The sequence below is a fragment of the Streptomyces sp. CBMA123 genome, assembly GCF_014596465.1.
Classification (GTDB): Bacteria; Actinomycetota; Actinomycetes; order Streptomycetales; family Streptomycetaceae; genus Kitasatospora.
Genome location: NZ_MECK01000624.1, coordinates 15,281 through 34,795, shown reverse-complemented (window position 1 = coordinate 34,795; position 19,515 = coordinate 15,281). Strand labels below are relative to the sequence as shown.

18 protein-coding genes are annotated in these 19,515 nt (G+C 72.9%); 6 read left to right on the top strand and 12 right to left on the bottom strand.

Going from position 1 to position 19,515, the window contains the following annotated elements:
* The 7 genes from pheT to infC all read right to left on the bottom strand — a co-directional run.
* Positions 1-1,903: phenylalanine--tRNA ligase subunit beta (gene pheT / locus BG452_RS42055; RefSeq protein ID WP_188309651.1), on the bottom strand; the 1,903-nt coding region annotated here is incomplete at its 3' end.
* The gene (pheS, locus tag BG452_RS42050) at positions 1,903-3,024 is read right to left on the bottom strand and encodes a phenylalanine--tRNA ligase subunit alpha (protein ID WP_188309650.1); all 1,122 of its coding nucleotides are present in this window, start codon (positions 3,022-3,024) and stop codon (positions 1,903-1,905) included. The genes pheS and pheT, both read right to left, overlap by 1 nt.
* Positions 3,025-3,367: 343 nt before the next feature.
* Positions 3,368-4,471: an ATP-binding protein gene (locus BG452_RS42045; protein WP_188309649.1), complete on the bottom strand. Its 1,104-nt coding sequence runs from the start codon at positions 4,469-4,471 to the stop codon at positions 3,368-3,370.
* Between the two features lie 117 nt (positions 4,472-4,588).
* Positions 4,589-5,455, bottom strand: a complete 867-nt coding sequence (locus tag BG452_RS42040; protein ID WP_188309648.1) for a TrmH family RNA methyltransferase — start codon at positions 5,453-5,455, stop codon at positions 4,589-4,591.
* Between the two features lie 96 nt (positions 5,456-5,551).
* Positions 5,552-5,947: a 50S ribosomal protein L20 gene (rplT, locus tag BG452_RS42035; RefSeq protein ID WP_030055649.1), complete on the bottom strand. Its 396-nt coding sequence runs from the start codon at positions 5,945-5,947 to the stop codon at positions 5,552-5,554.
* A gap of 109 nt (positions 5,948-6,056) precedes the next feature.
* A complete protein-coding gene (gene rpmI / locus BG452_RS42030) occupies positions 6,057-6,251 on the bottom strand; it encodes a 50S ribosomal protein L35 (protein ID WP_030055648.1) in 195 nt (64 codons plus the stop codon).
* A 140-nt stretch (positions 6,252-6,391) separates the two neighbouring features.
* Positions 6,392-7,156 (bottom strand): translation initiation factor IF-3, encoded by a 765-nt coding sequence (infC, locus tag BG452_RS42025; protein ID WP_317621498.1) that lies wholly within the window; start codon positions 7,154-7,156, stop codon positions 6,392-6,394.
* A 470-nt stretch (positions 7,157-7,626) separates the two neighbouring features.
* On the opposite strand from infC, the gene BG452_RS42020 reads away from it, so the two are divergent.
* Positions 7,627-8,004 (top strand): DUF1844 domain-containing protein, encoded by a 378-nt coding sequence (locus BG452_RS42020; protein ID WP_188309647.1) that lies wholly within the window; start codon positions 7,627-7,629, stop codon positions 8,002-8,004.
* 59 nt (positions 8,005-8,063) lie between these two features.
* Here the strand turns inward: BG452_RS42020 and BG452_RS42015 are convergent, their stop codons facing one another.
* Entirely contained in the window at positions 8,064-8,837 is a 774-nt protein-coding gene (locus tag BG452_RS42015; RefSeq protein WP_317621497.1) for an SseB family protein, read from the bottom strand.
* Positions 8,838-8,928: 91 nt separating this feature from the next.
* Here BG452_RS42015 and BG452_RS42010 point away from each other — a divergent pair, with 91 nt between their 5' ends.
* From BG452_RS42010 to BG452_RS42000, 3 genes are all read left to right on the top strand, one after another.
* Complete coding sequence (locus BG452_RS42010; RefSeq protein ID WP_188309646.1) at positions 8,929-10,140, top strand: alanine racemase; 1,212 nt, start codon at positions 8,929-8,931, stop codon at positions 10,138-10,140.
* 58 nt (positions 10,141-10,198) lie between these two features.
* Positions 10,199-10,603: a hypothetical protein gene (locus BG452_RS42005; RefSeq protein WP_188309645.1), complete on the top strand. Its 405-nt coding sequence runs from the start codon at positions 10,199-10,201 to the stop codon at positions 10,601-10,603.
* Between the two features lie 242 nt (positions 10,604-10,845).
* A complete protein-coding gene (locus BG452_RS42000) occupies positions 10,846-11,766 on the top strand; it encodes a lytic polysaccharide monooxygenase (RefSeq protein ID WP_188309644.1) in 921 nt (306 codons plus the stop codon).
* Between the two features lie 151 nt (positions 11,767-11,917).
* Here the strand turns inward: BG452_RS42000 and BG452_RS41995 are convergent, their stop codons facing one another.
* The 4 genes from BG452_RS41995 to BG452_RS41980 all read right to left on the bottom strand — a co-directional run bounded on the left by BG452_RS41995 (position 11,918) and on the right by BG452_RS41980 (position 16,869).
* On the bottom strand, positions 11,918-13,135 hold the full coding sequence (locus BG452_RS41995) for a DUF2510 domain-containing protein (RefSeq protein ID WP_188309643.1): 1,218 nt from the start codon (positions 13,133-13,135) through the stop codon (positions 11,918-11,920).
* A gap of 110 nt (positions 13,136-13,245) precedes the next feature.
* The gene (locus tag BG452_RS41990) at positions 13,246-14,034 is read right to left on the bottom strand and encodes a 3-oxoacyl-ACP reductase (RefSeq protein WP_188309642.1); all 789 of its coding nucleotides are present in this window, start codon (positions 14,032-14,034) and stop codon (positions 13,246-13,248) included.
* A 6-nt stretch (positions 14,035-14,040) separates the two neighbouring features.
* Positions 14,041-15,411 (bottom strand): aldehyde dehydrogenase family protein, encoded by a 1,371-nt coding sequence (locus BG452_RS41985; RefSeq protein WP_317621496.1) that lies wholly within the window; start codon positions 15,409-15,411, stop codon positions 14,041-14,043.
* Between the two features lie 57 nt (positions 15,412-15,468).
* On the bottom strand, positions 15,469-16,869 hold the full coding sequence (locus tag BG452_RS41980; protein WP_317621495.1) for a glutamine synthetase family protein: 1,401 nt from the start codon (positions 16,867-16,869) through the stop codon (positions 15,469-15,471).
* A 155-nt stretch (positions 16,870-17,024) separates the two neighbouring features.
* Between BG452_RS41980 and BG452_RS41975 the strand changes: the two genes are divergently transcribed.
* Together BG452_RS41975 and BG452_RS41970 are read left to right on the top strand one after the other, a co-directional pair.
* The gene (locus BG452_RS41975) at positions 17,025-17,753 is read left to right on the top strand and encodes a gamma-glutamyl-gamma-aminobutyrate hydrolase family protein (RefSeq protein ID WP_188309640.1); all 729 of its coding nucleotides are present in this window, start codon (positions 17,025-17,027) and stop codon (positions 17,751-17,753) included.
* Between the two features lie 642 nt (positions 17,754-18,395).
* Positions 18,396-19,475: a cation diffusion facilitator family transporter gene (locus BG452_RS41970; RefSeq protein WP_188309639.1), complete on the top strand. Its 1,080-nt coding sequence runs from the start codon at positions 18,396-18,398 to the stop codon at positions 19,473-19,475.
* The last annotated feature ends 40 nt before the right edge of the window (positions 19,476-19,515 follow it).

Sequence of the window (19,515 nt, the reverse complement as noted above, 5' to 3'; positions counted from 1 at the left end):
GCTCGCCCGCGAGGGCGACGGCGACCCGGCGCGGCTGGTCCGGCAGCGCGGCGTCCAGCGCGGCCAGCTCCGCGTCGCTCGGCCGGCGGTCGACGGCCGGGCGCGGGGCCACGGTCAGCTCGTCCTTCGGCAGGAACACCGTGCCGGTCTCGAAGATCGCCAGGTCGGTGTTGCCCCGGCCGATGTTGCGGCGCAGTGCGCCGAGCAGGCCCGGCAGCATGGTGGTGCGCAGCGACGGTTCCTCGTCGTTGAGCGGGTTCACCAGCGTGACGGTACGGCGCCGGCGGTCCTCCGGCTCCAGGCCGAGCGCCTCGAAGGCGGCCTCGCCGAGGAACGGGTAGTTGTTGACCTCGACGTAGCCGGCCCCGGCCAGCGCCACGCCGATCCGGCGGTGGACCCGCTGGGCCTCGGTCAGGCCCTTGCCCGGCGGGACGTTCGGCATCCGGGCGGGGACGTTGTCGTAGCCCTCCAGCCGGATGACCTCCTCGGCGAGGTCGTACGGGTCGGTGAGGTCGGGCCGCCAGGTCGGCGGGGTGACCTCCAGGACGTCGGCGCCCGCGACCGAGCAGCCGATCTCCTGCAGGCGCCGGGTGACGGTCTCGCGGCCGTACGCCGTGCCGGCCACCCGGTCCGGCAGGTCGGCGGCGATGGTGATGGTGCGCACCGGGTGCGGGGCCGCGATGTCGGTGACCCCGGCCTCGGCGGTGCCGCCGGCGATCAGCACCAGCAGGTCGACGGCGCGCTGCGCGGCGGCGCGGGCGGCCTCCGGGTCGACGCCGCGCTCGAAGCGCTTGGACGCCTCGGAGGGCAGCTTGTGCCGCTTGGCGGTGCGGGCGATGGAGACCGGGTCGAAGTGCGCGGCCTCGATGATCACCTCGGTGGTGCCCGGACCGGCGGCCGGGTCGAGGATCTCGGTGGAGGCGCCGCCCATGACCCCGGCCAGGCCGATCGGGCCGCTGGTGTCGCAGATCAGCAGGTCGTCGGCGGCGAGCTTGCGCTCGACGCCGTCCAGGGTGGTGAGGGTCTCGCCCTCGGCCGCCCGGCGGACCGTGATCGGGCCGGCCACGCGCTGCCTGTCGTAGGCGTGCAGCGGCTGGCCGACCTCCAGCATCACGTAGTTGGTGATGTCGACGGTCAGCGAGATCGGGCGGATACCCGCCTTCTGCAGGCGGCGCTGCAGCCAGATCGGCGACTTGGCGGTCGGGTCGACGCCGACGACCGTACGGGCCACGAAGCGGTCGCAGCCGGCCGGGTCGCTGACCTTGACCAGGTAGCCGAAGGAGTTGGCCGGCGGCACGTCGAGCAGCGCCGGGTCGGCCAGCGGCAGCCCGTACGCGGCGGCGGCCTCCCGGGCCACGCCGCGCATCGACAGGCAGTAGCCGCGGTCCGGGGTGACGGCGATGTCCAGCACGTCGTCGACCAGCTGGAGCAGCTCGATGGCGTCCGTGCCGGGCTCGTACTCGGGCGGGAGCACGATGATGCCGTTGTGGTCGTCGCCCATGCCCAGCTCGCGGGCGGAGCAGATCATGCCGGCCGAGGTGTGGCCGTAGGTCTTGCGGGCCGCGATCGGGAACGGGCCGGGCAGCACGGCGCCCGGGAGCACGACCACGACCTTGTCGCCGACGGCGAAGTTGGTCGCGCCGCAGACGATCTCCTGCGGCTCGCCGGTGCCGTTGGCGTCGCCGACGTTGACGAAGCAGTGCCGGATCGGCTTCTTGAAGCCGGACAGCTCCTCGATGGACAGCACCTCGCCGACCACCAGGGGGCCCTTGAAGTCGGCGCCGAGCTGCTCGACGGTCTCGACCTCCAGGCCGGCCCGGACCAGGCGCTCGGCCACGTCGCGGCCGGTCTCACCGGCCGGAAGGTCGACGTACTCGCGCAGCCAGGAAAGCGGGACGCGCATCAGATCTCCATCCCGAACGGGAGGGTGAAGCGCACGTCACCCTCGACCATGTCGCGCATGTCGGCGACGTTGTGACGATTCATCAGGATCCGCTCCAGGCCCAGGCCGAAGGCGAACCCGCTGTAGCGGTTCGGGTCCACGCCGCAGGCGACCAGCACCCGGGGGTTGACCACGCCGCAGCCGCCGAGCTCGATCCAGCCCTCGGAGGAGCAGGTGCGGCACGGGCGGTCCGGGTTGCCGACGCTCTCGCCGTGGCACACGAAGCACTGCAGGTCGATCTCGGCGCTCGGCTCGGTGAACGGGAAGTACGAGGGGCGCCAGCGCAGCTCCAGGCCACCGCCGATCAGCTTCTCGACCAGCACCTCGATGGTGCCCTTGAGGTCGGCGAAGGTGATGCCCTCGTCGACGGCGAGTCCCTCGACCTGGCGGAACACCGGGGTGTGGGTGGCGTCCAGCTCGTCCGTCCGGTAGACCCGGCCGGGGCAGACCACGTACACCGGGGGCTCGCGGTCGAGCAGGGTGCGGGCCTGGACCGGGGAGGTCTGGGTGCGCAGCACCACGCCGGAGTCGGCGGAGCCGTCCGGGGCCTGGACGAAGAACGTGTCCTGCATCGAGCGGGCCGGGTGGTCCGGGCCCAGGTTGAGGGCGTCGAAGTTCAGCCACTCGGCCTCGACCTCGGGGCCCTCCGCCACCTGGTAGCCCATCGCGACGAAGGTGTCCTCGATGCGCTCGGCCAGCGTGGTCAGCGGGTGCCGGGCGCCGCGCGGGGCGCGGTCGTACGGCAGGGTGACGTCCACCGCCTCCTCGACCAGCACGCGGGCGTCCCGCTCCGCCTCCAGCTCGGCCTGCCGCTTGGCGAGCGCCTGGTTGACGGCGCCGCGGGCCTGGCCGATCAGCTTGCCTGCGGCGGCCTTGGCGTGCGGCGGAAGGGCGCCGATCTCGCGGTTGGCGAGGGAGAGCGCGGAGCGGTCGCCGATGTGGGCGACCTTGGCCTGCTTCAGCTCGTCCAGGGAACCGGCGGCGGCGAAGGCGGCGATCGCCTCGTCCCGCGCCTGCTCCACCACCTCGGGCTTCAGGGCCTCGACCTCGACCGGGTCGTACGACTTGTTGGGTGCCGACATCTCTATCTTTCCCGTGCTCCTGCTCGTCCGTACTCAGGTGTGGGCTCGCCTTCGCGTCACGCCCGGCGGGGCCGGGGCGCGGGCAGCCGGTCTCCGTGCTGACGGGGAGGGGTGTCCGCGGCACAGCCGCACAGGGCGTTGCGCAACGCCAAAGGTCGAGTGTAGTCGCAGCGCGTAGCGCGGCTGCCGTCAAGCCCGTCCGGATCCCGACCACAGCATGCCTGTATCAGTCGTTCATGCTCTTTCGGAGCATGCCGTGCTTGTCGTTCATCCTCTTTCAGAGCATGCCGCGCTTGTCGTTCATCCTCTTTCAGAGCATGCCGCGCTTGTCGTTCATCCTCTTTCAGAGCATGAAGTCGGGCACCCCGGCGGGCAGGATAAATCGGAACCGGGCCCCGCCGCCGGGCGCGCGGTCGACCCGGATGGAACCGCCATGGGCCTCCACGATGCCCTTGACGATGTAGAGCCCGAGGCCGGTGCCACCGCGCTTGGAGCCCCGCCAGAAGCGGGTGAAGACGCGCGGCATCGACTCCTCGGGGATGCCGCTGCCTTCGTCGCTCACGGTGACCGCTGTGCCTTCCACGATGCGGGGAGGGGTGCCGGAGCGCTCCCAGACGGGCGCCTCGACGACCTCCTTGGCCGGTGCCACCTCGATGGTGACAGTTCCCTCGCCGTGCCGCACCGCGTTTTCCAGCAGGTTGGCCAGCACCTGGTCGACCTTGTCCGGGTCCGCCCAGAGCACGGTGAGCGGCTCGGTGATCCGGATGTCGAAGCGCTCTTCGGGGATGCCGGTGGCGACCTTGCGCTCGACGTGCCGGCGCACCGCGGCCGCCAGGTCGACCACCTGCTTGCGCAGCTCCAGCCGCCCGGCGTCGATCCGGGAGATGTCCAGCAGCTCGGCGATCAGCCGGGTGACCCGGTCGGCGTCGGCGTCCACCGTCTCCAGCATCAGCCGCTTCTGCCCGTCGGTGAACCGCTCCCACTTGGCCAGCAGCGTCGCCGTGAAGCCCTTGACGCTGGTCAGCGGGGAGCGCAGCTCGTGCGCGACGGTGGCGATCAGCTCGGCGTGGCTGCGCTCGGTGCGGCGCCGGGCCTCGGTGCCGCGCAGGGCGATCACCAGGCGCTCCAGCGGCCCCAGCGGCGCCGCCCGGACGTACCGGGCGGAGACCAGCACCTCGCGGCCGCCGGGCAGCAGCAGGTTGCGCTCGGGCTGCCGGGTGCGGATCGCCAGGCCGCCGTACGGGTCGGTCAGCTGCCACCAGCGGCGGCCGTCCAGGTCCTCCAGCGGCAGGACGTCCTCCAGCGCGAGGCCGATCGCGGCCGCCGGGAGCACGCCGGTGAGCCGGGCCGCGGCCCGGTTGAAGCAGACCACCCGGCCCAGCGCGTCGGCGACCACCAGGCCGTCCGGCAGGTCGTCCGGGTCGAGCTCTGGCCCGCTGCCGACCATGGGTTGCCTCCCCGATTACCCACCGTGCCGTTCCCCCCACCGAGGCAGACCCTAGCGCCTCGCAGGCCCCGGCAGTAGGGCTTGCAACGTGGTGATCCCGGCGCGCCCGGGCGCGTGTCAGCCGTTGGAGCGGCAGCCGCCGGGCGAACGCTGTGCCCGGGCGGAGGCGTACAGGCAGACGGCCGCGGCGGTGGCCAGGTTGAGGCTCTCCGCGTGGCCGTGGATCGGTACGCGCACGACCTCGTCGGTGAGCGCGCGGGTCTCCTCCGGGAGCCCCCAGGCCTCGTTGCCGAACAGCCACGCGCCGGGCGCGCCGAGGGTGCCCTCGTCGAGCTCGCGGTCCAGGTCGCGCTCCCCCGCGCCATCCGCGGCGAGCACCCGGATGCCGGCCGCGCGCAGCTGCCCGACCGCCTCCTCGACCGGCACGCCGACCGCCACCGGCAGGTGGAACAGGCTGCCGACGGAGGCCCGGACGGCCTTCGGGTTGTACAGGTCCACCGAGGCGTCGGTGAGCACCACGGCGTCCGCGCCGGCCGCGTCGGCGGTGCGCAGCACGGTGCCGGCGTTGCCGGGGTCGCGCACGTGGGCGAGGATCGCCACCAGCTTGGGCCGGGCCGCGAGCACCTCGGCGAACGGGGTGTCGATGAAGCGGCAGAGCGCCACGATCCCCTGCGGGGTCACCGTGTCGCAGATGTCGGCGATCACCTCGTCGGTGGCGGTCAGCACCGGCAGCCCCTCGGCCAGGGCGGCCTCGACGATGTCCGCGTGCCGCTCGGCGGCCTCCAGACCCACGTACACCTCGACCACGGCGTGCTCGGCCGTCCCCGGCAGCTGGCCGAACGCGATGGCCTCCCGGACGGCCTGCGGGCCCTCGGCCAGGAAGCGGCGCTCCTTGGTGCGCTGGTTCCGCTTGGCGAGCCGACGGGCGGCGACGACGCGCGGCGAGCGCAGGGAGGTGAGCAGGGGGGTCTCGGTGCTCGGCATGGTCTCGTTCTCTGTGGCGGGCGGCGCTGGGCAATGCAGAACCGGACCCGCAGGCGAGCCTGCGGGTCCGGTCAGAGCTCAACCGATCTCGGAAGATCAGGCGGCGTCGGCGGCGGCCTTCGGGGCGTTCACGTCGGCCGGCAGCGCCTTCTGGGCGACCTCGACCAGGGAGGCGAACGCACCCGGGTCGTTGACGGCCAGGTCGGCCAGCATCTTGCGGTCGATCTCGACGCTGGCGGCCTTCAGGCCCTGCACGAAGCGGTTGTAGGTGATGCCGTTGGCACGGGCCGCAGCGTTGATGCGCTGGATCCACAGCTGACGGAAGTCGCCCTTGCGCTTCTTGCGGTCGTTGAAGTTGTAGACCAGCGAGTGGGTGACCTGCTCCTTGGCCTTGCGGTACAGGCGCGAGCGCTGGCCACGGTAGCCGCTGGCGCGCTCCAGGATGACCCGGCGCTTCTTGTGGGCGTTCACTGCCCGCTTGACGCGTGCCACTTGATTACTCCTTGGGTTGGACCACGGACTACTTCACGTGGTCCGTCATTCGAATGGGTCGGGAAGGATCAGCTGCCCCGCACACGGCTCGCGCCGGGCGGGAGGGCGATCACTTGCCGAGAAGCTTCTTGATCTTCTTGGCGTCAGCGGGGGCCAGCTCGACCGTCCCGGCCAGCTTGCGGGTCAGCGTCGAGGGCTTGTGCTCCAGGAGGTGGCGGCGGCCGGCGCGCTCGCGCAGCACCTTGCCAGAGCCACTGATCTTGAAGCGCTTGCTGGCGCCACTGTGCGTCTTCTGCTTCGGCATTTCGCCGTATCTCCTCGTCAGTCCCGTCCACGCCCGCGCGACCTGCGCCGCGCGGGCGTGAACTGGATGGATCTGTGGTGACCGGGCGGGACGCCCTGTCACCCTGGGGGCCGACCCCGGACCGCCGTGAGCCTTGCGGCTCAGGCGCCCTGGGAAGCGGCCGGCTGCTCGACCGGGGCGTCGGCCTCGGCGGCCTCGACCTCGGCGGCGTCGGCCTCGGCGGCGTCGGCCTGGGCCGGGGCGTCGTGCGCCTCGGTCTCGGCCTCGTCGTCCACCAGGTCGTCGGCCAGCGCGTCGTCGTCCTCGGAGGCGGCGTCGGAACCGGGGGTCCGGCCCTGTCGCTCGGCCTTGCGGGCGTCCGCGATGGCGCGGGCCTCGGCCATCGCCTCGGTCTTCTTCTTGTGCGGGCCGAGAACCATGATCATGTTCCGGCCGTCCTGCTTCGGCGAGGACTCGATGAAGCCCAGGTCCTGGACGTCGTCGGCGAGCCGCTGCAGCAGACGGAAGCCCAGCTCGGGGCGGGACTGCTCACGACCGCGGAACATGATCGTGATCTTGACCTTGTCGCCCTGCTTGAGGAACCGGACGACGTGACCCTTCTTGGTGTCATAGTCGTGCGGGTCGATCTTCGGCCGGAGCTTCATCTCCTTGATGACCGTGTGCGCCTGGTTCTTGCGCGCCTCACGAGCCTTCATGGCCGACTCGTACTTGAACTTGCCGTAGTCCATGAGCTTGCACACCGGCGGCCGGGCGGTCGCCGCGACCTCGACCAGGTCGAGGTCGTACTCCTGTGCGAGCTCCAGCGCCTTGGCAAGCGGCACGATGCCGACCTGCTCGCCGCTGGGACCGACAAGTCGCACCTCCGGGACGCGAATCCGGTCGTTGATGCGGGGCTCGGTGCTGATGGGGCCTCCTCGGTTGCACCTTCTGCGATGCGGCCGTCGGACGGCGGTCGCACGTAGTGGACTCGACCACTGGGCGGGGCTTCATTCGTGCTGCGCTGCCCGATACCTCTCGGCACCGCCACACGAAAAAAGCCCCGCTCGGTACAAGCGGGGCTCCACACAACCGGGGGCTGCGTCCGGTGAGGGACGCTGCGGGCGACTCGGCGCCGTGGCGCCCGTCGCGGACCGGACCCGTCGACCGCGAGGCCGACCAGGTGGGAGACTTTCGCGGTTGCCCTCTCGGGCCTCCTCGCAGTGGAGCCTCCACTTGCTGGCCAGGTGCCCATGAGGGATCCCGGCCGGTCAGTCTCGAAGCTTACAGCGTCGCGCTGTCGAACGCCATTCCGCCCCGGCGTACTGCCCTCCCGGCGGCTTCCGGGCCCCTTGTACGCTCCACCTGTACCCACACCGCACGACGGAACGAGCCCCCCTTGAGCAGCGAGCCCACCCAGACCCCCGGCGCGGACGACGACGCGATCGGCTTCGACGACCTCACCCGGGACATCGCCGAGGTCCCGGCCGTCGAGGTGATCACCACCGTGGCGGTGCACCTGATGAGCGCCGCTGCGGTCAAGTGCGGCCTGGCCGAGGGCGGCGAGAAGGACAAGGACCTGGACGAGGCCCGCAAGCTGATCACCGCGCTCGCCGGACTGGTCACCGCCGGCGCACCGGAGATCAGCAACTTCCACGCGGCCCCGCTGCGGGACGGGCTGCGCTCGCTGCAGCTGGCCTTCCGCGAGGCCTCGCTGGTGCCGGACGCGCCGGGCACCGGGCCGGGCGAGAAGTTCACCGGGCCGGTCTACAGCTGAGACGGTCCGGCCGGGGCCTCCACATACGAAATTTCGTACCTGGAGGCCCTTCGTCGTGTCTACCGCCGGTACAGCGGCTCCCCCGGCAGCTGGGCGCCGGCCGGCAGCACCGCGAGGTCCAGCCCCCGGTCCAGCCGCACCCGCAGCACCGGGTCCCCGGCCACCGCCTGGCCGACCCGCTGCGCGGCCTCCTGAAGCCCCGGCTGGTCCAACGCCGGGTCGAACACCACCGCGAGCACCCCGTCCGAGTCCTCCGACGGCGCCAGCAGCCCGCTGACCACCTGCGGCTCGGCCGCCAGCAGTGCCCGGACCGCCTCCCGCACCTCCGGGTCCCGGACCGGCGGCAGGTAGGGGCGGTTCTCCGCCAGGGCCCGCAGCCGGGCACCGCTGAGCAGGAACGGCACCGGCCCGGCCGGGTCGATCAGCAGCGTGTCGGCGCGCTCGGAGAAGGCGACCATCGCGGCCTGCGGCGCCGCCGTCGGCGCCGGGCGGGCGTCGGCGCGCCAGCGGGTGAGCGTCTCCAGCGAGGTGAAGGCCGGCAGGGCGCGGCGCCCGTCCGGGGCCTCCAGGACCGGGACGGCCATGTCGCTGCTCTTGTCGTGCTTGTGCCCGTGCTCGTCCACCTCGACCTCGCCGAGGAGGGCCACGATCGGGACCATCAGCCGGGTCGGGGTCAGCGCCGCCAGCACCTCGGGCTCCACCGCGCGGTCCTGCGACCAGCGGGCGAGGGCCTCGGTGAGCGCCTGGTCCGCCGTGCCGTCGTCGTCGGAGAAGCCGGGATTCGGGATGCTCTTGCCGACGAACGCCGGGTTGGAGAAGTCTTTGCGGTCCACCCGGCCGACCCTATGCCACCGGGCCGCACCGCCCGTATTTTCCCGCACCCGACCCCTACCCACCGGTAGCGCGCTGTGGCAGCCTGCGCGCATGGCCATCCTCGTCGCGCGCACCCCTGTCACGGACCGGCACCGGTACGACCGGGCCACCGCCCACCTGGACGGGCCGGTGGCCGTCGTGGACCTCACCGCCTTCGACGACAACGCCGCCGACCTGGTGCGCCGGGCGGGCGGCAAGCCGATCCGGGTGGCCAGCAAGTCGCTGCGCTGCCGGGCGCTGCTGGAGCGGGCGCTGGCCATGGACGGCTTCCTCGGGGTGATGAGCTTCACCCTGGACGAGTCGCTCTGGCTGGCCCGTACGGGCGTGCGCGACGTCCTGCTCGCCTACCCGTCCACCGACCGCGCCGGCTACGCCGAGCTGACCGGGGACCAGGAGCTGGCCGGCCGGGTCACCGTCGTGCTGGACGACCCCGCCCAGCTGGACCTGATCGACAAGGCCCGCACCGGTGACGCCGAGGTGCGGGTCTGCCTGGAGCTGGACACCGCGCTGCATCTGCTCGGCGGGCGGGTCCGGGTGGGCGCCCGGCGCTCGCCGCTGCGCACCCCGGAGGAGTTGGTCGGCTTCGCCGAACTCGTCCAGCGCCGCCCGGGCTTCCGGGTGGTCGGCCTGATGGCGTACGAGGGGCACGTCGCCGGGGTCGGCGACCGGGTGCCCGGGCGGCCGCTGCGCTCGCAGCTGATCCGGCTGATGCAGGCCAGGGCGCGGACCGAACTGGCCGAGCGGCGCGCGGCGGTGGTGCGGCGGCTGCGGCAGGTGGCCGAGCTGGAGTTCGTCAACGGCGGCGGCACCGGCAGCGTGGAGTCCACCGTGGCCGAGCGGGCCGTCACCGAGGTCGCCGCCGGGTCCGGGCTGTACCAGCCGCAGCTGTTCGACAACTACCGGGTGTTCCGGGGCCGTCCGGCCGCGCTGTTCGGCCAGCCGGTGGTGCGCCGCCCCGGCGTCGGGGTGGTCACGGTGCTCGGCGGCGGCTACCCGGCCTCCGGCGCGGCCGGGCCGGACCGCTCCCCGGTGCCCTACCTGCCGCCGGGGCTGCGGTACGACCCGATGGAGGGCGCGGGCGAGGTGCAGACCCCGCTGCTCGGCCCGGCCGCCGACGACCTGCTGATCGGCGACCGGGTCTGGTTCCGGCACGCCAAGGCGGGCGAGCTGTGCGAGCGCTTCGCCGAACTGCACCTGATCGAGGGGGACCGGATCGTGCGGACCGCGCCCACCTACCGGGGTGAGGGCAAGACGTACCTCTGACGGACCGCCACCCGGTGCCCTACCGTGGTACCGACACGACGAACCACGAGGGGGCGCCATGGAAGCGGAGATCGTGCAGCAGATGGTGACGTCGGGCGCCTCGTCACTGGCCGGGCTGATGGCCACCGCGGCCTGGCAGCAGGTCAGCTCGCGGGTCTCCCGGATGTTCGGGCGCGGCGAGGAGGACGAGGCGACCGGCGCCGAGCTGGAGGAGATCCGGGCCGAGGTGCTGGAGGCCGGCGACGACCGGGAAGCGCTGGCGGACCAGACGGCCGTGCTGCGCGCCCGGCTGCGCCGGCTGTTCCGGGAGAACCCGGCCGCGGTCGCCGAACTGCGGGACCTCCTCGCGGAGTTCGCCCCCCAGGAGGCCACGCGGATCGGCTCCGTGCACAACGTGATCCGCGACTCGACGGTGAACAGCGACATCGTCATCCAGGCCGGCACCACGAACCAGCGGTTCTGACCTTTCCGGCGCCTTGAGCGGGCCCGATGGAACACCTGACCGGGGTGTCCCGTCGGGCCTTTGCGCTGCTCGGGCTCCTACGGTCCGTCAACAACGGTACTGCTCCAGGCTATTGCCTTATGGTCCAGACCAATCCTACGCTCTGGCCGGGGGCCCGCGATCCGGGCCGGCGGCCCCCGAACGGGCAGGCGTGTCCGCTCCCCCACACCCGCCCGGAACGACGGCCAAGGAGTCCCCACCCCATGTCCATCAAGCGAACTGCCCTGTCCGTCGGCGTGGTCGGCGCTGCCGTCCTCGCGGTGGCCGCGACCACCGCGGGCACCGCCGCCGCCCACGGCACCATGACCGGCCCGGTCAGCCGGATCGCCGCCTGCTACGCCGAGGGCCCCGAGCACCCGGTGTCCCAGGTCTGCAAGGACCTCGTCGCCGCGAGCGGCACCCAGCCGCTGTACGACTGGAACGAGGTCAACATCGCCAACGCCAACGGCAACCACCAGGCGCTGATCCCGGACGGCAGGCTCTGCTCGGCCAACCGCGACAAGTACGCGGCCCTGGACTGGCCGCGCACCGACTGGCCGGCCACCCCGGTCAGCGCGGGCAGCTTCACCTTCCAGTTCCGCACCACCGCGCCGCACGTCGGCACCCAGACCGTCTACATCACCAAGCCCGGCTACGACCCCACCAAGCCGCTCAAGTGGTCGGACCTCGACCCGACCCCGGTCGCCCAGGTGCCAGTCGACCGCACCGCCACCAACGGGTACTACACCTACCCGGGCACCCTGCCGCAGCGCACCGGCCGCCAGCTGCTCTACATGATCTGGCAGCGCAGCGACAGCCCGGAGGCGTTCTACAGCTGCTCCGACGTCGACTTCGGCGGCGCCACCACGGCCGGCGCCCCGGCGGTCTCCTCGCTCGCCGCCCCGGCCGCGCCCAGCGACGCCCAGATCGCGGCCGACGCCCCCAAGTCCACGGTCGCCCACCACGGGCACGGCGGGGACCCGAACGCCCCGGCCGGCCGGCCGATCCCGACCACCTCCGCCGCCGTGGCCGGCACCTCGGCCACCGGCCCGCTGCTGCTCGCCGGCGCCGCCGCGCTCGGCGTCGGCTGGGCGGGCATGGTGCTCCGGCGCCGTCGCGTCGAGGCTGTTCGACGCGACTCCTGACGCCGGACGACGCGGGGCCGGGCCGGCCCACCCCCGTCCGGTCCGGTTCCGCGGCTCCCGGGCCCACGACGGACCCGCAGGACCCGACAGCGACGGCCCACCCGGGAGGGGTCCTCCCGGGTGGGCCGTCGCGCTGTGAGGAGCGGGGGGCTCAGGTGGTGGCGGTCCCGGAGCCGTCGGTTCCACCGGTGGAGCCGCCACCGGAACCACCGGTGGAACCGGAACCACCACCGGGCCCGGAACCGCCGCCGGAGCCCGGCAGGCCGGGCATCCCGGGCACGCCCGGGACCTTGCCCTTGAAGTCGGCGATGCCCTTCACGATGGTGTCCATCACGGAGACGTCCGGCGCCTTGTCGGCGATGTCGAAGCCGAAGTGCACCGAGACCAGCGCCTTGCCGTCGGCGGACGGGAAGACCACGGTCTCCACGTAGCCGCTGTTGCCCTTGGCCGCGTCCACCTTCCAGCGGACCAGGTAGCCGTCCTGGCCGTTGACCTTCACGGCCTCGGACTTGAGCTCCTGGTGGCCGGTGACGTCGCCGTAGGAGTCCTTGACGGCCTGCGCGATGTCCGCCTTCGCCGCCGCCTGGGCGTCCGTGCCACCGCCGGTGATCCGGCCGGTGTTCACCCCGCCGAGGGTGCAGTTGTCGGTGCCGTCCGGGCACTTGTAGGCGCCGATGGTCAGCGCGGCGTAGCCGTTGTCGGTGGTGCCGGCCTGCCAGCCGGAGGGGGTGGGCAGGGTGAGCCCGTTCACGAGGTCGATCGCCTTGTTGGCGCCCGGCTTGGCCTTCCCGCTGCCATTGCCGTTGCCATTGCCGTTGCCGCCGCCATTGCCGTTGCCGCCGCCACTGCCGTTGCCACCGCCACTGCCTTGGCCGCCACCGTTGCCACCGCCGCCGAGGCCGGGGAAGCCGAACACCCCGCCGTCGTCGTTCGGCGCCGGATGGGTGCGGGCGGCGCTGCGCTGCGGCTGGTTGTCGTGGCGGCCGTCCATCGCCAGGTAGGTGATCCCGGAGCCCGCGCCCAGGCCGAGCACGGCGGCGACCACGGTGGCCACGACCAGCTTGGACGGCTTGCGCCGGGCCTTGCCCGGCGGCCGGCCGGGCGCGCCGTAGGCGGTGCCGAAGGGCGGCGGCTCCGGGTAGCGGACCGTCGGGCCGCTGTCCAGGACCTCGCCCTCCAGCACGGTGGGCTGCTCGGCCGCTCCGTGCCCCGGAGCCGCGGCGGCCGGGGGCTCCGGCGGCGGGGCGTCCGAGGGTGCGGGCCGGGTGTCGGCCGTCCAGCCCTTGCCGTCCCACCAGCGTTGCGGTCTCGGGTCACTGGTGGTGTCCTTCGGGTCCGGGTACCACCCGGCGGGAATCTGCTCGCTCACAGCAAAGAATCTAAAGGTAGCCGGATAAACGCGAAATCAGCGCAGCCGGGAATTCCGGAGGTTTTCGATGAGATTACGGTGAGAAGCCCCTGCGGGCCGGGGGCCCGGCCCTACAACGGGGTGACGTACGCCCCGGAGATGCCGCCGTCCACCAGGAACTCGCTCGCGGTGATGAACGAGGAGTCGTCGCTGGCCAGGAAGGCCACCGCGGCCGCGATCTCCTCGGCCCGGGCGAACCGGCCGAGCGGGATGTGCACCAGCCGACGGGCCGCCCGCTCCGGGTCCTTGGCGAACAGCTCGCGCAGCAGCGGGGTGTCCACCGGTCCGGGCGACAGCGCGTTCACCCGGATCCCCTCCCGGGCGAACTGCACGCCCAGTTCCCGGGACATCGCCAGCACCCCGCCCTTGGAGGCGGTGTACGAGATCTGCGAGGTGGCGGCGCCCATCCGGGCCACGAAGCTGGCGGTGTTGATGATCGAGCCGCGCCCGTGCCGGCGCATGTACGGCAGCGCGGCCTTGCAGCACAGGTAGACCGAGGTCAGGTTGACCTCCTGGACCTTGCGCCAGGCGTCCAGTTCGGTGGTCAGGATCGAGTCGTCCTCCGGCGGCGAGATGCCGGCGTTGTTGAAGGCGACGTCCACGCTGCCGTAGGTCTCGTACGCCTCGTCGAACAGCGCCTCGACCATGTACGGGTCGGTGACGTCGGTGTGCACGAACAGCCCGCCGACCTCCTTGGCGGCCGCCCGTCCGGTCTGCTCGTCCAGGTCCGCGCAGACCACCTTCGCGCCCTCGGAGGAGAGCCGGCGGGCGGCGGCCAGACCGATCCCGCTGCCCGCGCCGGTGACCACGGCGGTACGGCCGACCAGGCGGCGGCAGACGATGTCGTCCTGCTCGGTCATGGACTGTCACTCCTCGCTGTGGATGAAGACGTTCTTGGTCTCGGTGAAGTGACGCAGCGCGTCCGGCCCCAGCTCGCGGCCCACCCCCGACTCGCCGAAGCCGCCGAAGGGCGTCCAGTAGCGCACCGAGGAGTGCGAGTTGACGGACAGGTTGCCCGCCCGTACGCCCCGGGCCAGGCGCAGCGCCCGGCCGACGTCCCTGGTCCAGATCGAGCCGGACAGGCCGTAGCGGGTGGCGTTGGCCAGCCGCAGCGCGTCGGCCTCGTCGGTGAACGGCAGGACGGCGGCGACCGGGCCGAAGATCTCCTCGGTGACCGCCGGGACCGCCCGGTCGGCGGGCGCCAGCACCGTCGGCGGGTACCAGTAGCCGGGCCCGTCCGGCACCTCGCCCCGGGCCAGCACCGGGAGGTCGGGGGTGACGTAGGAGGCGACCCGGCGGACCTGGGCGGCCGAGATCAGCGGGCCCAGCTGGGTGGCCGGGTCGCTCGGGTCGCCGGTGCGCAGCGCCTCGACGGCGGGCACCAGCAGCGCCAGGAAGTCGTCGTAGACCTCGCGCTGGACCAGGATGCGGCTGCGGGCGCAGCAGTCCTGGCCGCTGTTGTCGGCGAAGGACATCGGATCGGCGGCGCGGGCCAGGTCGGCGTCCGCGAAGACGATGCTGGGGCTCTTGCCGCCGAGCTCCAGGGTGACCCGCTTGACCCGGGCCGCGCAGCGGGCGGCGACCTCCTTGCCGACCACGGTCGACCCGGTGAAGACGATCTTGCGTACCGCCGGGTGGTCGACCAGCGCCCGCCCGGTGGTGCCGCCGGCCCCCGGGACCACCTGGAACAGCCCCTCGGGAAGCCCTGCGGCGAGTGCCAGTTCGGCCAGCCGCAGCGCGGTCAGCGGAGTCGCCTCAGCGGGCTTGAGGAGCACCGCGTTGCCGGCCGCCAGGGCCGGGGCGAAGCCCCAGGCGGCGATCGGCATCGGGAAGTTCCACGGCGCGATCACCCCGACCACGCCGATCGGCTCCTGGAAGGTCACGTCCAGGCCGGTGGACACCGGGATCTGGTACCCGGTCAGCCGTTCCACTCCCCCGGCCGCGTACTCCAGCAGGTCCCGGACGTTGCCGGCCTCCCAGCGGGCGTTGCCGAGGGTGTGCCCGGCCTCGCGCACCTCCAGCGCGGCCAGCTCCGGGACGTGCACCTCGACCTGGTCGGCGAACCGGCGCAGCAGCCGGGCCCGGTCGCCGGGCGCCAGCGCCGCCCAGCCCGCCTGGGCCTTCATCGCCCGCTGGACGGCAGCGTCCAACTGCGCGGCGGTGGTGTCCGGGACGGTGGCGAGCAGCTCGCCGGTGGCGGGGTTGCGCACCTCGCTGGTGGTCGTCGGGTCGGTCACGGGAATCGGCTGGGTCACGGGAGTCGGGTCGGTCACGCGAGTCGGCTGGGTCATGGCTCACATCCGTTCGAAGGATCGGTAGCGCTCCCAGTCGGTGACGGCGCCGTCGTAGGCGGCCTGCTCGACCCGGGCCATGTTCAGGTAGTGGTCGACCACGTCGTCCCCGAAGGCCGTCCGGGCCAGCTCGCTCTCCGCCCACAAGTCGGCCGCCTCGCGCAGCGATCCGGGCACCCGGGCGTACTCCTCCGCCGCGTAGGCGTTGCCCAGGCAGGGCGTCGGCAGGTCGAGTTTGCGCTGCAGCCCGTACAGGCCGGCCGCGATCATCCCGGCCACCGCGAGGTACGGGTTGACGTCGCCGCCGGGCACCCGGTTCTCCATCCGCAGCCCCGCGCCGTGGCCGACCACCCGGTAGGCGCAGGTGCGGTTGTCCCGGCCCCAGGCGACGGCCGTCGGGGCGAAGGAGCCCGGGCGGTAGCGCTTGTAGGAGTTGATGTTCGGCGCGTACAGCACGCTGAACTCGCGCAGGGCGACGAGCTGCCCGGCCAGGAAGTGCCGCATGGTGTCGGTCATCCGGCCGTCCCGGTCGGCGAAGGCGGGCGCGCCGACGGCGTCGCGCAGCGACAGGTGGATGTGGCAGCTGTTGCCCTCGCGCTCGTCGTACTTGGCCATGAAGGTGAGCGCGCAGCCCTGTTGGGCGGCGATCTCCTTGGCGCCGGTCTTGTAGACGCTGTGCTGGTCGCAGGTGGTGAGGGCGTCGGAGTAGCGGAACGCGATCTCGTGCTGGCCCAGGTTGCACTCGCCCTTGGCGGACTCCACGGTCAGCCCCGCACCGGCCATCTCGTTGCGGATCCGGGAGAGCAGCGGCTCGACCCGGGCGGTGCCCAGCATCGAGTAGTCCACGTTGTAGAGGTTCGCCGGGGTCAGCCCGCGGTAACCGCCCAGCCAGGCCTGCTCGTAGGTGTCGCGGAAGACCAGGAACTCCAGCTCGGTGCCGATGTCCGCGGCCAGCCCGTACTCGGCGAGCCGGGCGATCTGGCGGCGCAGCAGCTGGCGCGGGGCCGCGTCCACCGGGTGGCCGCCGTGCCGGGCCAGGTCGGCGGTGACCTGGGCGGTGCCGGGCTGCCAGGGGGTCAGCCGCAGGGTGCCGAGGTCGGGGCGCATCGCGAAGTCGCCGTAGCCGGTGGCCCAGGAGGAGAAGGCGTAGCCGTCCACGGTGTTCAGGTCGACGTCCACGGCCAGCAGGTAGTCGCAGGCCTCGGCGCCGTTCTCCGCCACCTCGTCGAGGAAGAAGCGGGCGGCGAACCGTTTGCCCTGCAGTCTGCCCTGCATGTCGGTGAAGGAGAGCGCGACGGTGTGCACCTCACCCGCGTCCACCAGGGTGCGCAGCTCGTCCAGGGTCAGTGGCGGCCGGGGCCGCGAACCCGCGGGGGCGTTCTCGGGCATGGCGTTCTCGGGCATGCCGAAACCCTCCTCCTCGATCACTCTTCGAGATCAAGCGGTCACAGCGAACCGTACGGCCTGCGGCTCACGGCACGGAAGAGGGCGGACGGGTGTGGCGCGCCGAGACGCGTGGTTGACGGGGTATCAGGCGGTGCGGGAGGAGAATGCCCGCCATGGATCGCAGGCCTTTCATCGGCGTCAGCACCTACCTGGTGGACGCGAGTTGGAGCGACTGGCGGGGTCGTCGCGTCGCCCTGGTGCCGGAGCGGTACACCGCGTACGTCCAGGACTCCGGCGGCATCGCCGTCCTCCTGCCGCCCGACGCCCCCGAACGCGCAGCCGAGGTGCTCGCCCGGCTCGACGCCCTCGTCATCGCCGGCGGACCGGACATCGACCCGGCCTACTACGGGCAGCCGGCCCACCCGTTGACGGACGTCGACTCCCCGGAACGCGACGTCTGGGAGGTCGCCCTGCTGCGCGGCGCCCTGGCGGCGGGCATGCCGGTGCTGGGGATCTGCCGGGGCATGCAGGTGCTGAACGTGGTCTGCGGCGGGACGCTGGTGCAGCACCTGCCGGACGTGCTGGACGTGGACGTGCACGCCGGTTCGCCGGGGTGCTACGGCGCCCACCTGGTCCGGCCGGTGCCCGGCACCCTGCTCGGCGGCCTCCTCCCGGAGACCGAGCTGGAGGTGCCCACCTTCCACCACCAGGCCGTCGACCGCCTCGGCGCCGGCCTGCGCGTCAGCGCCCTCGCCCCGGACGGCACGGTGGAGGCCGTCGAGGGCCCCGGCTTCACCATCGGCGTCCAGTGGCACCCCGAACAGGGCACCGACCTCCGCGTCATGCAGGCCCTCGTCCGCGCCGCCACCGCCGCCTCCCTGGACGCGGTCGCCCTGCACTGAGCCGTGGCGCTGCCCCTCCGCGGGGAGGCGTGCAGATAGCCCCGGAGGCGGCGGCGTGCCGGGGTCCTCCTCGGCGGTCCACCGGTGCGGCCAGGCACCCCGGGCGCCGCCCCGGGAGGCCCGGCTGCCGATGGTCCAGTGGCAGCCCGGCAGGCTGTCCTCGGCCGGCGGGTTGACGACCAGGGCGGAGCGCACGGCGGGTGCGAGCGCGGACTACTCGGGCCACCGGGGCTCGCCGCCCAGCGGGCCGTCGAAGTCCCGGCCGAGGCCCCGGGGGATGCACCGGTGCGGGAACCACTCACGCGCCACCATGAGGTGACGATACGTCAACTCACTGGCGGTGAATGAGAGTTCGGAGAGCCAGCGGACGGAATCCGCGGTAGCGATCTGCACGGGCCATGATCGTCGCGGACCGGCGCGAGGCTGCGCAAGCCGGCTCCACCCGCCGGGTGACGGAGACACCCGGATTCACCAGGGTCCATGCCGGAGGCATCGGGGATACGCCGTCCGGAGGAGCCCTTCATCGGCAACGACAACGGTCACCAGTACAGCCTTTGGATCTTTGTCGATTCTGCGGTTCACTTCGAGTGCGGGGCGATCGCACCCCGTCACCACTCACCCGTGCGTCCAGAGAGGACTTCGATGGCCGGGCACGAGCACTCCCACGATGATCATGCGCATGACCACCAGAGCTCGCAGGGCCTCGGCCATGGCGGTCACGGTGGCCACGCGCACGGCCACGGGGGCCACGGCGGGCACTCCCACGGCGTCGCCGCCGACGCCGACCGCCGCTGGCTGGTCAGCGCCCTCACCCTGATCGTCGTCTTCATGGCCGGTGAGGTCGTGGTCGGCTTCGCCGCCCAGTCACTGGCCCTGATCTCCGACGCGGCGCACATGCTCACCGACGCCGCCTCGATCGTGCTGGCCCTGATCGCCATGCGGCTCTCCGCCCGCCCGGCCCGCGGCGGCTACACCTACGGACTCAAGCGCGCCGAGATCCTCTCCGCGCAGGCCAACGGCGTCACCCTGCTCGTCCTGTCCGCCTGGCTGGGCTACGAGGCGGTCACCCGGCTGATCACGCCGCCCGAGGTCACCGGTTCGCTCGTGCTGGTCACCGCGCTGATCGGGATCGTGGTCAACCTGGCCGCCGCCTGGTGCATGTCGAAGGCCAACCGCAGCTCGCTGAACGTCGAGGGCGCCTTCCAGCACGTACTCACCGACCTGTACGCCTTCATCGCCACCGCCGTGGCCGGCGCGGTCATGCTGACCACCGGCTTCGCCCGGGCCGACGCGATCGCCTCGCTGATCGTGGTCGCGCTGATGCTCAAGGCGGGCATCGGCCTGGTCCGGGCCTCCGGACGGATCTTCCTGGAGGCCGCCCCCGCCGGGATCGACCCGAACGCGGTGGCCGACCGGCTGGTCACCGAGCCGCTGGTCGAGGAGATCCACGACCTGCACATCTGGGAGATCACCTCCAACCAGCCCGCCCTGTCGGCGCACATCCTGGTCACCCCCGGCGGCGACTGCCACGCCGTCCGGCGCGAACTGCAGCGCCGGCTGGCGAAGGAGTACGGCATCACCCACAGCACCCTCCAGGTCGACCACGTCGGCGAGGACGAGGCGGGCGCGCTGCTGCAGATCGCCGGCCCCGGCGAGCCGGCCGCCGAACACTGCGCCGACGCCCACGGCCCCGTGCACCGCGCCGGCCCGCACGAGCACTGAGGCCGCCTTCCGTCGTCGCGGTGCGGCATGATCTGACGCG